This is a genomic window from Natronomonas amylolytica, from assembly GCF_037031205.1.
Taxonomy (GTDB): domain Archaea; phylum Halobacteriota; class Halobacteria; order Halobacteriales; family Haloarculaceae; genus Natronomonas; species Natronomonas amylolytica.
On sequence record NZ_JAYEZM010000012.1, the window covers coordinates 16,447 to 31,527 of the forward strand.

Genomic DNA, 15,081 nt, shown 5'->3' on the forward strand with positions numbered 1-15,081 from the left:
GCTTTCGGGCGTTACCCGCCGAGGTAGGACTCGCGGATGTAGTCGTCGCCTTTGAGTTCCTCGGGCGTGCCCTCGCGGACGGCTTCGCCGTTCTCGAGCAGGTACATCCGGTCGGCGTGTTTCAGCGCGAACGTGACGTTCTGCTCGGTCAGCAGGATGGTGACGCCGCGCTCCTGAATCGGGTCAAGCGCCTGTGCGATGTCCTTGAGAATGACGGGCGCCAGCCCGATGGTCGGCTCGTCGAGGATGAGCAGGTCGGGGTCGCCCATCAGCGCGCGGCCGATGGCGAGCATCTGCTGTTCGCCGCCGGACATCGAGCGGGCGTTCTGCTCGCGGCGCTCGTCGAGGCGGGGGAACAGGTCGTAGACGAACTCCTTGCGCTCCTCGATGATGGCGTCGTCCTGCAGGTAGCCGCCCAACTCGAGGTTGTCCTCGACGTCCATGTAGCCGAAGAGGTCCCGTTCCTCGGTGCAGTGAATCATGCCCTGTTCGACGAGGCCCTTCTGCCCGACTCGGGCGACCTCCCGGTCGCGGTAGCGGGCGCTGCCCTCGTACTCGAGGAACCCGGAGATGGTGTTGGCGAAGGTGGTCTTTCCGGCGCCGTTCGGGCCGATAAGCGAGACGATCTCGCCTTCCCGAATCGTGACGTCGATGCCGCGAAGCGCCTGAACTTTGCCGTAGGAGACGGCTAGGTCCTCGGTTTCGAGGACGGTCTGGCGCGACTTCGCGCCCGTGCTGCCGGTATCCGTCCCGGCGTCGCTGGTCTCGAACTCGAATTCGTCGGCGCTCATATCTCGTCACCTCCGAGGTAGGCTTCCTGCACCTTCGGGTCGTTCTTGATTTCGTCGGGTTCACCCTCGGCGATCTTCGCGCCGAACTGGATGACGAAGGCGCGGTCGATGAGATTGAGCAGGCCGTGCATGTTGTGGTCGACGACGATGAGCGTCATGCCGTGTTGCCGGAGGGATTCGAGGACCGCCGAGAGCTCCTCGACCTCCGGTCCGGAGAGGCCGGCAAAGGGTTCGTCGACGAGCATCACGTCCGGCTGGGTCGCGATAGCGCGTGCGATTTCCAGTTTCAGCATGCCGGCGTGGGGCAACTCGGATGGCGTCTGGTCGAGTTCCGCCCCGAGGCCGACCCGGCGACAGATCTCCTCGGCCAGCGCCTCGGTTTCGCCGCCGACGCCGGCGAGGGTGAAGAGTTTGTCGGGCGCCAGCGCGATTTCGACGTTCTTGACGACAGTCCGGTCTTCCAGCGGCGCGAAGTCCTGGAAGGTCCGGGCCATCCCCTCTTTGACCATGTCGTGGGCGGGGATGCCGGTGACGTCCCGGCCCTTGAAGTAGACGGTACCGCCGGTCGGCGGGTAGGTGCCGGTGACGCAGTTGAACGTCGTCGATTTGCCGGCGCCGTTCGGGCCGATAAAGCCGAGGATTTCGCCCTCCTGGACCGCAAAGGAGAGGTCGTCGACGGCCACGAGGCCGCCGAACTCCTTGCGAAGGTCGTTCGCGACGAGGATTCCGTCGTCGGGGCCGTACTGTTTCTCCTCGAAGTCGGATGGGTGGTCCTGGTCGGTGCTCATTGGCTATCACGTCCGAGGATGTCCTCGATTTCGCTTCGGTACTTCTGGACGATGCTTTCGCCGGCGGTATTGTCCTCGCTGCCGGGGGGTTCGGGCGGTTCCTCGCCACGGTAGCGAGCGAGGTACCGGCGTCCGCGGTCGATGCCCTCGGGGACGACCCCGCGGGGCATGAACACGAGGATGAGCATGGCGAAGAAGAACGTCGGCAGCGGCGAGAGGTCGGCGAACTGGATGCCGAGTCCGGGCACCTCGAAGGTCAACGCGTTGACGAACACCTCCGCGAACGCGAACAGCGTCGCGCCCACGACGGCGCCGACGATAGTGCCCATGCCGCCGATAATCGCCATCACGATGACGTTGATGCTCACGTCGATGCGGCCGGGGCCGAAGAGGTTCTCCGTGTTGGGGAAGCCGCCGGTGTGCATCCAGACGGCGCCGGCGAACCCGCCGACGGCCGCCGACAGGACGAAGGCGAACATCTTGAACTTCGCGGGGTTGAGCCCCGAGGCGCGGACGGCGTCTTCGTCCTCGCGAATCGCGGTGAAGACGCTCCCGGCCGACGAGCGGGTGACCGCATAACAGACGCCCAGCACGATGAGGAGGGCGATGAAGGCCACGTAGTACTTGCCGACCTCCTTCATCCAGAACTGGCCGACCTGAATCACCGCGTCGCTACTGAGCCCGACGAGTTGTGGCGGCTGTTCGGTCAGGCCGCTGGTGCCGCCCAGCCCGCCCGGCGCTAAGAACGTCTCCTCGCTGAAGAGGATGAAGGACTGATAGAGCAACAGCGGCGCGATAAGCGTCACCAGCGAGAGGTACGGCCCGGAGAGCCGGAGTGCGGGGACGCCGATGAGGACGCCGCCGATGGCGGCCAGTACCGTCGCGAGGACGATACCGAGCAGGACCGGCAGGCCGTGCTGTGAGGTCAGCACGGACGTTCCGTAGCCGCCGAGGGCGAAGAAGAACGCGTGGCCGAAGCTGAGCTGGCCGGTGTAGCCGGAGACGACGTCCCAGCTCATCGCGAACATCATCAGGAACAGGACGTACGTGAACTCGCTCAGCTCCAGCGGCTTGAGCACGGTGGGCAAAAGCCCGAGGGCCACCAGCCCGAACACGCCGAGCTTGTGCCGCAGCGCCATCTCGCTGAACTGGAGCTTTTCCTTGACTGCCTCGCGGCGACGCTGTTGGACGTCGCCTTCGAAGGGGGTTTTCGTTGCCATGTTATTCTGCTGCCTCCCGTCCGTAGAGTCCTTCGGGCTTCACGAGCAGGAACGCCAAAAGCAGGGCCAGCGAGGAGATTCCCGCCAGTTGCGAACTGACGAACGTCACCGTGAAGGTCTCGAAGAAGCCGATGATGTAGGCACCGACGACGCTGCCCTTGATGGAGCCGAGCCCGCCCAGAATGACGATGGCGAAGGACAGCACCAGCGGTGCGGGCGGCTCGATGGCCATCAGCCAACTGCCGCCGCCGAGGTCGCCCGCGAGCAAGACGCCAGCGTAGCCGGCGAACGCGCCCGCGAGGATCCACGTGATGAGGTTGATCTTCTCGGCGTCGACGCCGACCAGTGCCGCGCCCTTGTCGCTCATGCTGACCGCGATGATGGCCCGGCCCGTGCGCGTGTGATTGACGAAGTAGTAGAGCGCGCCGATGAGGAGCCACGACGTCACGAAGATGAAAAGCGAGTTGAGCGTCGAGGCGCCGACGAAGGGGATGGACGCGAGGGCGCTTTCGGTCCCGATGACCGGTGGGACCGGAATCTGCAGCGGGTCGACGCCCATTATCTCGTCGGTGAAGATGTTGAGGGCGTACATGATGAAGAAGCCGATGACCAGCGTGAGAATCAGGACGGTCACCGGTCGGGTTCTGACGTACCTGATGATTCCGAGATAGGTCACGCCGCCGACGGCGGCGCCGGCGAGGGTCCCCGCCAACAGCCCGAAGACGATGGGCCAGCCCAGTCCGGCGCTGCTGGAGACGATGAAGGCGGCGAAGGCGCCGACGGTGATGAAGGCGCCGTGTGCGAAGTTCAGGATGCCACCGACACCGAAAATCAGCGTGAAGCCGATGGCGATGATGGCATATAGCGCGCTGATGAACGTCGCAGCCAGGAGTGCGGTTACGATCTCTGACATGGGTTAGAGCCACTCCGGGACGGTCTTGTCCGAGGTTTTGTTCTGAGACGGTGCGACCGAGTGCATGGTTCCGTAATCCTCGCGGACTTCGGGGTCCATCTGCCACTGCTGGAAGACGGGAACGCCGGTTTCGGCCATCGAGGTCCACTGGGGTTCGTGGGCGTACTTGGCGTCCGGCGGCGTGAACTGCGCTTCCGGCAGTACCGTCCCGCCGGTGAAGGTGCCCTCCTCCAGATAGGGGATGATGGTGTCTGAGTCGGGCAGTGTCTCCATGCCTTCGCCATCGACGGTGTCCTCGATGCCCTGCTTGATGACGCTCATCGCGTCGTAGGTCAGCGGTCCGGTGTAGATGGGTACCTCGTCGAAGCGCTCGATGTAGTCTTCCACGAAGGGCTGGGTCTGTGGCGTGTTCGACGTCTGCGGCGTCATCGCGTTCATCGTGAAGACGTGTTCGACGTTGCCGCCGGTGCTCTCCCAGTAGCTGTAGGCCTGTGCGGGGACGTGGATGCCGCCGAACTCGAAGTCCCGCTGCTGTTGGGCCCACTGGTTGACAGCCGTCGTGCCGCCGAGTGCCATCCCGATGATGGCGAGGTCACAGCCCGTGTCCTCGATCTCGTTGTAGAGGGGCGACCAGTCGCTGACGCCACCGGGTCGCTGTTCGACGGGCACGTCGATGACCTCCGAGAGCCGCTCGGAGAGCCGTTCGGCGTAGGGCGTGAACTCACCGAGGTTCTCGGTCAGGAGGGCGGCCTTCTCCCAGCCGTACTCGTCTTTGTTGTTCTCGATGAACTCCAGCATCGCGTCGGCGAGGTCCAGCAGGTGGATGGGGCCGACGCGGAAGTGGTACTTGAACCGCTCGTAGCTGCTCTGCTCGTCGGTGTCGCCGAAGGGGTCCGATTTGGAGACGAGTTGGCCGGCCCGCGGGTCGGCCGACCCCGTCGTCAGGTGGATGGCCTCCTGATTGGCGATCGACGGCATCGTCTGCAGGAGCGCCGACCCGAGGAAGATACCGACCGTGAAGTCACAGCCCTCCTGGACGGTAAGCCGCTGGTGTTCGCTCTGGGCGGTCCCCGGCGACACCTCCGTGTTGCCGAGTGCGACCTCGACTTGCGCGCCGAGGATGCCGCCATTGTCGTTGATGATATCGCGCCGCATCTGTGCGGCTTTCCACATCGAAACCCCCAGCGGGAGGTTCATCGGCGCGAGCACACCGATCTTCACCGTCTCACCGGAGAGCGGAGCGTCGCCGTCGCCCTCGTCGACCTCGGTGCCGGCGTTCTCCTGTTCGACGCGCAGGTTGGAGCCCGGCACCGGGTTCTCGGCGGTCTGACACCCCGCGAGGCCGGCCGCCAGCGCGCCGGTCCCGCCGTATTTCAGGACCGAGCGCCGGCGGAGCCGGCCCTCGTTTTCGTCTTGCTGTTCGTTCGCTGGCACGTCAGCCATGTGTGTGCCTCACTTTCGGACTTCAACAAATGGGTGTTCTGCTGGTGTTGTCCGGCCATTTAAGGCCATACGCGGGGTTTCGGGGGCTGATGCGCTGTGAGGGGCGATGACGGCCGGCGAAAACGGGGCTGTCGGGCGGGTCGGCTACCGTCGGCGAGCGAGCAGGCCGCCACCGACCAATCCGAGCAGGGCGACCGCGATGCCGAATCCCGGAGCCTCCGCGGGCGTCGGGGTCCCGTCGAGGTCGTCGGGGTCGTCCGACCCGCCGCTGGCATCGGTACCGGTCGGCGTCTCCGTCCCGGTCTGTGGGTCGTGTTCCGACAGCGTCGGCGTCGGCGCCGGTGTCGCCGTCTCGGTGCTGTCGGCGGGCGTCGGTGTCGTCGTCGCGGTGGCCGTCGGCGTCGTGGTCGGTGTGGCCGTCGCCGTCGTCGTGGCGGGCGTCGGTGTGGCCGTCCGTTGCTCGTTCGGCGGCGGGCCGAGTTCCTCGCGGGCCTCCTGTCGACTGTCGCACTCACAGACGTAGATGTAGTTCGAGAAGGCGATGCCGGCGACGGTTTCGGCGTCCTCGGAGGGGCGTTCGTCGGGGCCGTTGTCGGCGGCGGTCCCGTTGAGGAAGCCCTGAATCCGGTACCAGCCGGGGTCGTTGGTGACGGTCAGACACGCGCCGGCCCCCGAGCGAGCGCCCTGTTCGGCGACGATGGCGTCCTGTGCACGCAGGTACGGGGGGTTGTTCGTGATATCATCCCAGTCGTAGAACTCGATGGTGATGCCGTCGTCGCGGAAGTCGGCGTTCTTCTGTTTGGCGACGAGGTCGACGTCGTACTTGGTCCCGGAGTCGTTGTTGCCGCGGTCGATGCCGAAGGCCGCGGTGTTGTCGACCGCACAGGCCGAGTAGTCTATCCACGTGGCGTCGATGATGAGGTAATCACCGAAGGCGCCCTTGTCCTCGATGCCGAGCGTGGTGAAGGACTCCTCGGGCGTAAAGAAGTACTGGATGCTCCCGTTCTCCTCGTTTTGGTCGCCGGGATAGTGGTCCGTCCGGAAGGGGAACGTCGAGGTGAAGTTGGCCTCGTCGGTGACGTCGACCGCGTTGTCCTTGTCGTGGTCGTCGGCGGCGACGGGGGCCGCCGCCGCACCGAGGGCGACGAGTGCCACCCCCACGGCGAGCACCCAGAGCGGCAGCCTGCTTCGTTCGTAACGCATCACCTACATCCGGCGGTACGACCGTGCTAACCCTGACGCTGGCAATGGGAGGGTGTTTATAAACGTCGGGGCCGGTCGCGTCGGCCCTATCGGCGGCGGGCGAGGAACCCGCTTGCGAGCAGCGCCAACAGCGCGACGACCACACCGAAGCCGGGGCCTTCACCGGGCGTCGGCGTGCCGGAAAGTTCGTCGTCGGTGTCGCCGTTTGCAGTCGCCGCTTCGGTCTGTGCCGGCGTCGGCGTCGCGGTGGCGGTCGATTCCGGTGGCGCTTCGGTGGCAGTTGCGGCTTCGGTCGGCGTTGCGGTCTCGGGGGCCGCGGTTTCGGTCGCCGCTTCGGTCTGTGCCGGCGTCGGCGTCGCGGTCGGCGTCGCAGTCGGCGTCGGGGTTTCGCCACCGGTCCGTTCGGGTGGGCGCGGGCCGAGTTCCTCCCGAGCGGTCTCCTCGTCGTGGCAGCCGTCACAGATGGGGACGTAGTGGGAATCCAGCGTCACCTCGAAGGAGTTCCCGTCGGGGCCGGTACCGTTGATTTTGCCGCTGATCTGGTACCAGCCGGGCTCTTCGGGCATCGTATAACAGTCGCTCTGGACGGCGACGATGGAGTCCTCACGGGAGATGGAGACCGTCTCACCGAAGTCCTCCTCGCCGTTGAACTCGACCCAGATCTTGTCCTCCTGGAAGCCGGAATCCAGCATGTTCTGCAGGATGCTGTCGTCGTTCTGCGTTCCGGAGTTGTTGCTCCCGCGGTCGATGCCGAGTGCTTCGGTGTCGGCGGAGCCACACCCGCTGAAGTCGACCTCGTCGCTGGAGATGACGAGCCACTTCATCACCTCGAGGCGGTCGGCGGGTTTGCCGTCGAAACTGGACCCCGTCTCCGCGAAGTGGTTGATGCTCGCGTTCTGTGGATTCTGGTCGCCCGTCTGGTGGTCGGACTCCTCGGGGAGAACGACGGTGTAGTTGCCGGGGCTGTCGTGTGCTGCGGCGGCCGGGCCTGCCAGCGCGCCGAGAAGGAGAACGGTCGCCGCCAGCGAGAACACGGCAAGCACCGCGATCTTCGTCGTCGATATGCGTCTTCGTTCGGCCATCTCAGTACCGACGCCAAGCCGCGGGGCCTGTAAAGTCCTTTAGTAAACATTAGACATTGATTGTCGAATCGTACCACGGTTGTCGTTCGCACACGATGCGAAAACGAAACGGCGATGAAATTACGGGGAGCTAACGGCGACGGAGGGAGAGGAGGCCGCTTGCAAGCAGTGCGACGAGTGCGGCGACGGCGCCGAAGCCGGGCCCCTCACCGGGCGTGGGCGTGTCGTTGACGGCGGCACCACCACCGCCACCGCCGCCATTACCGCCGTTCCCACCGCCGCCCTGATTGTTCTGTGGCTGTGCCGTCGCCGTCGGCGTGTCGTCGTTGGCTGCCTGTGTTCGAGTCGGCGTTGTCGTCTCCTCCTCGGGTACTTCGGTCCGGGTTGGGGTGGGCGTGTCGTCGTTCGGTGTTGCGGTCCGTGTCGGCGTTGGCGTCGGCGTATCGTCGCCGGACGAGGGCGTCGGCGTTTCCCCGCTTCCCGGCGGCGGCCCGAGTTCCTCTTCGGCCTCCTGTCGGCTGTCGCACTCACAGACGTAGATGTAGTTCGAACTCAACTCGAAGGATATCTCCTCGGCGCTTTCGCTCGGCTGTTCGTCCCGCGCGTTGTCGTTGACCGTCCCGTTGGCGAAGGCGGTGATCTGGTACCAGCCGGGTTCGTCGGTCATCGTCAGGCAGGGACCGGCGGCGGAGCCGGCACCCTGTGCGGCGACGACGGCGTCCTCGGCGGCCATGTACGGCGGGTCGTTCGAGATGTCCTCCCAGTTGAGGAACTCGATGACGATGCCGTTGTCCCGGAACTGGACCTGCTTCTGTCTGGCGACGAGGTCGACGTCGTACTGGGTTCCGGAGTCGTTGTTGCCGCGGTCGATGCCGAAGGCCTCGGTGTTGTCCGTGGTACACGCCGAGTAGTCGATCCAGTCGACGCCCTCGTACTCGGCGTGGACGATAATCCAGTTGAAGTAGAGGCCGTCGTCCGCGCCTTGCTCCGCGAAGGCATCCTGTCCGATGACGAAGTACTCGATGCTTCCGTTCTGTTGGTTCTGGTCGCCGGGATAGTGGTCCGTAGCGCTCGGGAGGTTCACGGTGAAGTTCGAACTATCCGTGACGTCGTCGACGCCCTCGGGGTGTGCGGCCGAGGCCGGCGCGGCGCCGGCCGCGACGAGGGACGTAACCAGCAGGGTCGTCATGAGGGTTACGCTGACTTGATGGACTCTACGCATGTCCGGCACAAGGAAAACCGAGGGGCTAAGGCTACTGCTGGATATGTGGGGTGGTTTATGACTACTGTTCACACGACCCTCGCAGCGTCCCCGAGACCGTCGAGCATATTCTTGAAATAACACGCGTGCGCGAGAGCCATGTGTCCCCTTCGCGTGAGTTAGTAACGACTATACGCCGGCCTTACATTTCAACGCGTATGCAACGACGATGGGCGGCGATCTATCTCGCCTTCTTCCTCGTCATGGCTGCCAGCGCCTATTCGGTGATGGCGGTCGCGGAGGAACCGGCGATAGACATCGAGGGTGACACCTACCAGCAAGGGGACACGCTCGAAGCCAACGGCACGACCTATACGGCTACCGAGGTCGGCGGTAGCGAGGCGACCTTCGAGTACGACACGACCCAACAGCAGCAGACAACCTTCGCTAACAACTCGGTCGTCGAGTACGGGGGCGACGAGTACAACGTCACCATAGAGTCCGCGGGGGAGCCGGACTCCTTCACGCTGACCGAGGAGCTAGACGTCGAGTCCATCCTCCAGAACGACTCGCGGGTCGACAACCAGACCTACGAGCGCGAGGACGGGACCGAGTTCGTCCGCTACGAGGACGGCACGACCCAACCGCTCGACGAGTACCTCCCCGAACCGGACCGAGAGCAGTTCTCGACCGGTGACAGCATCGATCACGCCAACATCACGAAGACGGTCGATTCGGTCTCCTCGAGCGAGGCCGTCCTGACGTGGGAGGAGACGACCACCGAATCCATCGGCGCCGAGGAGGGCGAAAACGCCACGGTCGGCGGGACCCAGTACGTGGCGACGTTCCCCGAGAACGGAACCGTGATGCTGTCGACCGACATCGAAGGGTATCAACAGACCGTCGACGACCGCGAGTACTTCCACCAGCGGTTGTCCGGCCTCAACTACGTCATCATCTTCAGTCTCGCTGCCGGCTTCATTCTAGCCGCGGCGGCGTTCATGCCGCGCCGCGAGTAACCCGCCGCCGACACCTTTCGTTCTCGACGCGAGCCCATCCGCGTGTAGCCCCGTGCTCTCTCGCCGCTCCCGAACCCCGCGTGGCATTCTCCAACACGAACGGCGCGCTTCGAAGGCTTTATCCGCCGACTCGACCTCATCTGAGGTACTATGAGTGACAAGCCCGCCTCTATGTACCGAGAGCTGGATAAGCCCTCGTACACGCGACGGGAGTACATCACGGGCATCCCCGGCTCGAAGGTTGCCCAGTACAAGATGGGCCGCATCGACGCCGATACCGAGGATTACCCGATCCAGATCAGCCTCATCGTCGACGAGGAAGTCCAGATCCGCCACGGTTCGCTGGAGGCCGCACGCCTCTCGGCGAACCGCCGGATGCTCAAGGAACTCGGCGAAGAGGGCGACTACAAGATGATCCTCCGGAAGTTCCCCCACCAGGTCCTCCGTGAGAACAAGCAGGCGACCGGTGCGGGTGCGGACCGTGTCTCCGACGGGATGCGGCAGGCCTTCGGGAAGATTGTCGGCACCGCCGCCCGAATCCAGAAGGGCGAGCGTCTCTTCACCGTCTGGTGTAACCCCGAGGACGCCGACGTCGCGAAGGACGCCTTCCGCCGTGCGTACAACAAGATTACCCCGCCGTGTACCATCAAGGTCGAACGCGGCGAGGAAGAACTGATCGCGTAAGGCGGGCTCTTCTTACGCCTTTTTCCCGATAGCCGCGGGCTTTCGACCATCGCTTACAAGCGGCCGGGCCGTCTTCCTTCGGCATGCACCTCGCCGAATCCACGTGGACGGATATCCGCGATACCGATACCGACCTCGTCGTGCTCCCGGTCGGCAGCACCGAACAGCACGGCCCCCACGCGCCGCTCGGGGTCGATTACATGACCGCCGAAGCCATCGCCGAGGAGGGGGCGGCCCGCTATTCGGCCGGACACGAAACGGAGGCGGTCGTCGCCCCGACGATTCCGGTCGGCATCGCCGAGGAACACCGCGATTTCGAGGGGACGCTGTGGGTCTCGGAGGACACCTTCCGGTCCTATGTCCGGGAGACCATCGAGAGTCTGGCCCACCACGGCCTCGACCGCGTCGTCGTCGCCAACGGTCACGGGGGCAACGTCGACGCGCTTCGGGAACTCTGCGGGCGGGTCACCCGCGATGGGACGGCCTACGCGGTGCCGTTTACGTGGTTCGACGCGGTTGCGACCGAAGAACTGGGCCACGGCGGCCCCGCTGAAACCTCCTTCATGCGACATCTACACCCCGAACTGGTCCACGAGGACCGGACCGAGGCGGCCGCCGAGGACGGCGCGGACTCGTGGGGCGAGTGGCTCCACGGGACGAACCTGACCTACGACTCCTCGGAGTTCACCGATAGCGGCGCGGTCGGGGACCCGCGGAACGGGGACGCGGAACTCGGCGAGGAACTGTTCGAGGAATCGGCCGACGCGCTGGCGGCGTTGCTGGACGCGGTCGAAACCCGCGCGGTCTGATCACTCGTCGTCTTCGTCGTCCTCGCTTTCCTCGGCGGCGTCTTCGAGCGCGCCGCGGAGTTCCGGAATCGTCGCGGTGAGTTCGCCGACCTGCTCGTGGGCCTCGACGATGTCGTCGAACAACTCCTCCAGTTCGGTGATGTCGGCTTCGAGGTCCTCGGCGTCCTCGAAGGCGTCGGCCTTCTTGCCCATCGCGAACCACTTCTTGGCGTCCCGGAGGTGTTCCTCGGCGTCGCCGGTATCCAGCGCGCCCTTCAGGGCGTTGAGCACGCCGAGGGTGTTGTCGGCCTCGACGTCCCAGACGGCGTCGGCCTCAGGGAGGGCGGCTTTTGCTTCCGCGAGGCTGGCCTCGACGTCCTCGCGCATCTCGCTTGCGGCCTCGTCGAACAGTTCGTCGTCGTCGAGCGTCGCCTGACTCATACTATCCAGTTTCGTGCCGTGTGGGTTAAAAACACGCCGCAAAGCGAAAGTGAAAGTCGACGACTGAAACGGTGGGTGACTGGTGACGCTCCGAGCGTCTCAAGCCGTTTCGACGCGCTCGACTCGCATTCGGGGGTAATCGCCCTCCATCTCCATGGCGGCGACGACGTGGGTGTCCTCGTAGTCGACGACGATTTCGACCTCCATGAACCGTCCCGTCAGTTCGGTGTAGTCGGCGGACTGGCCGGCCAACTCCTCGGCGAGTGCCTCCTCGCGGATGTCGACGGTGACGGCCGCACAGAACGGCTGGTTCTCTATCGCTTCCTCCATCGCGCGCGCGAGGCTGTCGCTACTGTTCGGCGAGACGGGCGTGCCGGCGAACTGGTGATACAGCGTACCGAACTTGATACCGGCCTCGAAGCAGGCCTCCTGTGGCGTCGTCGGGTCCATACCGCCGCATCGGCCCCCGCCACCATGTGGGTTCCCCTGTCTCGGAACCGCTTTACGTGCCCATCGCCTCCCGTCCGTATGGAATACGAAGCCAGCCTCGACCGGGCGCTGGATGCGGTTCCCGACATCGGGTCGGGCAGCGACCGACTTTCGGTCCCGGACGCCGCGGCGCAGGACGACGGTGCGTTCACGCGATTCAACAACCTCGACGACGTCGCCGAGGCGCTCAACCGGGCGACCGACCACGTCCACCGGTTCATCCAGCGGTCGCTTGCGACCTCCGGTAAACTCGAGGAGGGCGTCGGCCGGTACAACGGGAACTTCGAGTCCCGGGATTTCGATGCGGCCATCGAGGAGTACACCGCCGAGTACGTCCGCTGTTCGGAGTGTGGCCTCCCCGACACCCGCCTCGTCCAGGAGTCCGGGACGACGATGCTGCGCTGTGACGCCTGTGGTGCGTTCCGCCCCGTCGAGAAGAGCCGTTCGACGACGACCACCAAGACCCAGCAGGACGACGTCGAGGCCGGCGAGACCTACACGGTCAAGGTGACCGACACGGGCCGGAAGGGCGACGGCGTCGCCCACCGCGGCGACTACACCATCTTCGTCCCCGGCGCCAGCGAGGGCGACGTGGTCGACATCTACATCAAGAACATCAGCGGCAACCTCGCGTTCTCGCGGCTCGCCTGATACGGCGGCCGTGGTTTTTCGTCGGCCAATCGTTACGGGTGTTCGCATGCGCGCGTGGGCCGTCGGGGTCGAAGCGATTCGGCAATAATTGGATGTTCGTTCATGATGTTGCGTTCGTTTATATACTAGTCCTACAACTGTTTGGTGCGAATATTGCCAAAATCGGCCGAGGGGAGCGCAATACGGCGGAAACACGCCGGATTTATATCCGTGGACGGTAGATTGACGGACGTTATGGGACAGACGCTTACGGAGAAAATCCTCGACGACCATCTCGTCGAGGGCGAACTCGAGACCGGCGAGGAGATCGGGATCGAGATCGACCAGGTACTTACACAGGACACGACGGGGACGCTCGTTTGGCTGCAGTTCGAGGCGCTGGGCCTCGACGAGGTGCAGACGGAACTGGCCGCGCAGTACTGCGACCACCAGACGTATCAGTTCGACTTCAAGAACACGGACGACCACCGCTTCCTGCGCTCGGCGGCCGGCACGTTCGGCGCCTACTATAGCCGACCCGGCAACGGCATCTGCCACAACGTCCACAAGGAGAACTTCGCCGCGCCCGGCAAGACGCTGCTGGGTTCGGACAGCCACACGCCGACGCCCGGTGGCCTCGGTCAACTCGCCATCGGTTCCGGTGGCCTCGACGTCGCCGTCGCGATGGGTGGCGGCGCCTACTACATCGAGATGCCGGAAGTCGTCAACGTCCGCCTCGAAGGCGAACTGCCCGAGTGGGCGACCGCCAAGGACGTCATCCTGCACCTGCTCGACGAACTGTCCGTCAAGGGCGGCGTCGGCAAGATTCTCGAATACACCGGCCCCGGTGTCGAGACGCTGACCGTCCCCGAGCGGACGACCATCACCAACATGGGTACGGAACTGGGCGCCACGTCCTCCATCTTCCCGACCGACGAGAAGACCAAGGACTGGCTCTCCCGGATCGGCCGCGAGGACGAGTACGTCGACCTCGGCCCCGACGAGGACGCCGAGTACGACGACCAGATCGTCGTCGACCTCTCGGACCTCGAACCGCTCATCGCCTGCCCGTCGATGCCCGACAAGGTCGTGCCCGTCAGCGAAGTCGCCGGCACGGACGTCGAGCAGGTCATGATCGGCTCCTGTACGAACGGCGCCTACGAGGACATCCTCCCCGGCGCGAAGATGCTCGAAGGCCGCACGACGGACAAGAAGACCGAGATGATCGTCGCGCCCGGTTCGAAGCAGGCCTCCGAGATGCTCGCCCGTGAGGGCTGGACCGCCGAGATGATGGCGGCTGGCGTCAACTTCTCCGAGGCGACGTGTGGTGCCTGTATCGGCATCGGTCACGTCCCCGCCTCCGACTCCGTTTCGCTGCGGACCTTCAACCGCAACTTCGAGGGTCGCTCCGGCATCGAGGACGACAACGTCTACCTCTGTTCGCCGGAAGTCGCCACCGCGGCGGCGCTCAAAGGCGAAATCGTCGACCCCCGAGACCTCGCCGACGAACTCGGCGACCTCGAGGCGCCCGAATTCGAGATGGGCGACAAGTACGGCGACGGCATGGCGCAGGACGACCCCGACCTCATCGCGCCCGACGAGGCCGTCGACGACGAGCTCATCAAGGGCCCGAACATCGGCGACGTCCCGCTGAAGGACGAACTCGACGCCGAACTCGAGGGTCCGGCCCTCCTCAAGATGGAGGACAACATCACGACCGACCACATCATCCCTGCGACGCAGGACATCCTGATGTACCGGTCGAACATCCCGAAGCTCTCGGAGTTCACCCTCTCGCGTGTCGACGACTCCTTCGCACAGCGCGCACTCGACAGCGACGGCGGCTTCCTCGTCGCCGGCGAGAACTACGGGCAGGGCTCCTCGCGTGAGCACGCGGCCCTCTGTCCGATGTACCTCGGCGTCGAGGGCGTCCTCGCACAGAGCTTCGCCCGCATCCACAAGGCGAACCTCTTCAACTTCGGTCTCCTTCCGCTGGAGATCGACGACGAGGACTACCAGAAGATCGAGCAGGGCGACGACATCGAAGTCGTCGACGACGTCGCAGAGGCCGTCCGCACCGGGCAGGAAGAGTTCACCGTCCGCGTCAACGACGAGTGGGAACTCACTGCCACGCTGGACGCCTCCGAGCGCGAACGTCGCATCCTCGCCGACGGCGGGAAGCTCTCCCACGTCAAGAAGCAGCACGACCAGGACAGCGGCGCCGCGCCTGCTGACGACTAACGAACTTTTTGCACGGGGCGCCTGCGGCGCCCCGGCAAAAACTTCGATGAAAAAGACACGGCGGGCCTCCCTACGGTCGGCCCTTGGTCCCGCGCCTCCCTGCGGTCGGCGCGGCTGAACCGCTCGCTCACTTCGTTCGCTCGCGGAT

General features: G+C 65.1%; 15 protein-coding genes. 5 read left to right on the forward strand and 10 right to left on the reverse strand.

The window, feature by feature from the left end; translation table 11 throughout:
* Positions 1-11: 11 nt before the first annotated feature.
* The 8 genes from U5914_RS15285 to U5914_RS15320 all read right to left on the reverse strand — a co-directional run bounded on the left by U5914_RS15285 (position 12) and on the right by U5914_RS15320 (position 8,662).
* The gene (locus U5914_RS15285; RefSeq protein ID WP_336136610.1) at positions 12-791 is read right to left on the reverse strand and encodes an ABC transporter ATP-binding protein; all 780 of its coding nucleotides are present in this window, start codon (positions 789-791) and stop codon (positions 12-14) included.
* The gene (locus tag U5914_RS15290; protein ID WP_336136611.1) at positions 788-1,579 is read right to left on the reverse strand and encodes an ABC transporter ATP-binding protein; all 792 of its coding nucleotides are present in this window, start codon (positions 1,577-1,579) and stop codon (positions 788-790) included. The genes U5914_RS15285 and U5914_RS15290 overlap by 4 nt, the downstream gene beginning before the upstream one ends.
* The gene (locus U5914_RS15295) at positions 1,576-2,799 is read right to left on the reverse strand and encodes a branched-chain amino acid ABC transporter permease (RefSeq protein WP_336136612.1); all 1,224 of its coding nucleotides are present in this window, start codon (positions 2,797-2,799) and stop codon (positions 1,576-1,578) included. The genes U5914_RS15290 and U5914_RS15295 overlap by 4 nt, the downstream gene beginning before the upstream one ends.
* Position 2,800: 1 nt before the next feature.
* A complete protein-coding gene (locus U5914_RS15300) occupies positions 2,801-3,712 on the reverse strand; it encodes a branched-chain amino acid ABC transporter permease (RefSeq protein ID WP_336136613.1) in 912 nt (303 codons plus the stop codon).
* A 3-nt stretch (positions 3,713-3,715) separates the two neighbouring features.
* Positions 3,716-5,155 carry an ABC transporter substrate-binding protein gene (locus U5914_RS15305; protein WP_336136614.1) on the reverse strand — a complete coding sequence of 480 codons (1,440 nt, stop codon included), beginning with the start codon at positions 5,153-5,155 and terminating at the stop codon, positions 3,716-3,718.
* A 144-nt stretch (positions 5,156-5,299) separates the two neighbouring features.
* Positions 5,300-6,358 (reverse strand): PGF-CTERM sorting domain-containing protein, encoded by a 1,059-nt coding sequence (locus U5914_RS15310; protein ID WP_336136615.1) that lies wholly within the window; start codon positions 6,356-6,358, stop codon positions 5,300-5,302.
* 86 nt (positions 6,359-6,444) lie between these two features.
* Positions 6,445-7,440, reverse strand: a complete 996-nt coding sequence (locus U5914_RS15315; RefSeq protein WP_336136616.1) for a PGF-CTERM sorting domain-containing protein — start codon at positions 7,438-7,440, stop codon at positions 6,445-6,447.
* A gap of 130 nt (positions 7,441-7,570) precedes the next feature.
* Complete coding sequence (locus U5914_RS15320) at positions 7,571-8,662, reverse strand: PGF-CTERM sorting domain-containing protein (RefSeq protein WP_336136617.1); 1,092 nt, start codon at positions 8,660-8,662, stop codon at positions 7,571-7,573.
* 197 nt (positions 8,663-8,859) lie between these two features.
* Here U5914_RS15320 and U5914_RS15325 point away from each other — a divergent pair, with 197 nt between their 5' ends.
* The 3 genes from U5914_RS15325 (at position 8,860) to U5914_RS15335 (ending at position 11,153) form a co-directional block, all read left to right on the forward strand.
* Positions 8,860-9,660: a hypothetical protein gene (locus tag U5914_RS15325; RefSeq protein WP_336136618.1), complete on the forward strand. Its 801-nt coding sequence runs from the start codon at positions 8,860-8,862 to the stop codon at positions 9,658-9,660.
* Between the two features lie 150 nt (positions 9,661-9,810).
* On the forward strand, positions 9,811-10,344 hold the full coding sequence (locus U5914_RS15330; protein ID WP_336136619.1) for a 50S ribosomal protein L16: 534 nt from the start codon (positions 9,811-9,813) through the stop codon (positions 10,342-10,344).
* Between the two features lie 83 nt (positions 10,345-10,427).
* On the forward strand, positions 10,428-11,153 hold the full coding sequence (locus U5914_RS15335; protein WP_336136620.1) for a creatininase family protein: 726 nt from the start codon (positions 10,428-10,430) through the stop codon (positions 11,151-11,153).
* Here U5914_RS15335 and U5914_RS15340 read toward each other — a convergent pair whose 3' ends face one another.
* Together U5914_RS15340 and U5914_RS15345 are read right to left on the reverse strand one after the other, a co-directional pair.
* The gene (locus U5914_RS15340; protein WP_336136621.1) at positions 11,154-11,573 is read right to left on the reverse strand and encodes a DUF5790 family protein; all 420 of its coding nucleotides are present in this window, start codon (positions 11,571-11,573) and stop codon (positions 11,154-11,156) included. It abuts the gene before it with no gap.
* 99 nt (positions 11,574-11,672) lie between these two features.
* Positions 11,673-12,023, reverse strand: a complete 351-nt coding sequence (locus U5914_RS15345; RefSeq protein ID WP_336136622.1) for a dihydroneopterin aldolase family protein — start codon at positions 12,021-12,023, stop codon at positions 11,673-11,675.
* Between the two features lie 78 nt (positions 12,024-12,101).
* Between U5914_RS15345 and U5914_RS15350 the strand changes: the two genes are divergently transcribed.
* Both U5914_RS15350 and U5914_RS15355 read left to right on the forward strand, forming a co-directional pair.
* Positions 12,102-12,713 (forward strand): translation initiation factor IF-2 subunit beta, encoded by a 612-nt coding sequence (locus tag U5914_RS15350; protein WP_336136623.1) that lies wholly within the window; start codon positions 12,102-12,104, stop codon positions 12,711-12,713.
* A gap of 234 nt (positions 12,714-12,947) precedes the next feature.
* On the forward strand, positions 12,948-14,933 hold the full coding sequence (locus U5914_RS15355) for an aconitate hydratase (protein ID WP_336136624.1): 1,986 nt from the start codon (positions 12,948-12,950) through the stop codon (positions 14,931-14,933).
* Positions 14,934-15,081: the final 148 nt, after the last annotated feature.

Excerpts from the sequence above, each read along its gene's own strand:
- U5914_RS15325 (WP_336136618.1), top strand. The coding sequence starts at position 8,860 with ATGCAACGACGATGGGCGGCGATCTATCTCGCCTTCTTCCTCGTCATG.
- U5914_RS15340 (WP_336136621.1), bottom strand. The coding sequence starts at position 11,573 with ATGAGTCAGGCGACGCTCGACGACGACGAACTGTTCGACGAGGCCGCA.
- U5914_RS15330 (WP_336136619.1), top strand. The coding sequence starts at position 9,811 with ATGAGTGACAAGCCCGCCTCTATGTACCGAGAGCTGGATAAGCCCTCG.
- U5914_RS15355 (WP_336136624.1), top strand. The coding sequence starts at position 12,948 with ATGGGACAGACGCTTACGGAGAAAATCCTCGACGACCATCTCGTCGAG.
- U5914_RS15310 (WP_336136615.1), bottom strand. The coding sequence starts at position 6,358 with ATGCGTTACGAACGAAGCAGGCTGCCGCTCTGGGTGCTCGCCGTGGGG.
- U5914_RS15315 (WP_336136616.1), bottom strand. The coding sequence starts at position 7,440 with ATGGCCGAACGAAGACGCATATCGACGACGAAGATCGCGGTGCTTGCC.
- U5914_RS15320 (WP_336136617.1), bottom strand. The coding sequence starts at position 8,662 with ATGCGTAGAGTCCATCAAGTCAGCGTAACCCTCATGACGACCCTGCTG.
- U5914_RS15335 (WP_336136620.1), top strand. The coding sequence starts at position 10,428 with ATGCACCTCGCCGAATCCACGTGGACGGATATCCGCGATACCGATACC.
- U5914_RS15300 (WP_336136613.1), bottom strand. The coding sequence starts at position 3,712 with ATGTCAGAGATCGTAACCGCACTCCTGGCTGCGACGTTCATCAGCGCG.
- U5914_RS15305 (WP_336136614.1), bottom strand. The coding sequence starts at position 5,155 with ATGGCTGACGTGCCAGCGAACGAACAGCAAGACGAAAACGAGGGCCGG.
- U5914_RS15290 (WP_336136611.1), bottom strand. The coding sequence starts at position 1,579 with ATGAGCACCGACCAGGACCACCCATCCGACTTCGAGGAGAAACAGTAC.
- U5914_RS15350 (WP_336136623.1), top strand. The coding sequence starts at position 12,102 with ATGGAATACGAAGCCAGCCTCGACCGGGCGCTGGATGCGGTTCCCGAC.
- U5914_RS15345 (WP_336136622.1), bottom strand. The coding sequence starts at position 12,023 with ATGGACCCGACGACGCCACAGGAGGCCTGCTTCGAGGCCGGTATCAAG.
- U5914_RS15285 (WP_336136610.1), bottom strand. The coding sequence starts at position 791 with ATGAGCGCCGACGAATTCGAGTTCGAGACCAGCGACGCCGGGACGGAT.
- U5914_RS15295 (WP_336136612.1), bottom strand. The coding sequence starts at position 2,799 with ATGGCAACGAAAACCCCCTTCGAAGGCGACGTCCAACAGCGTCGCCGC.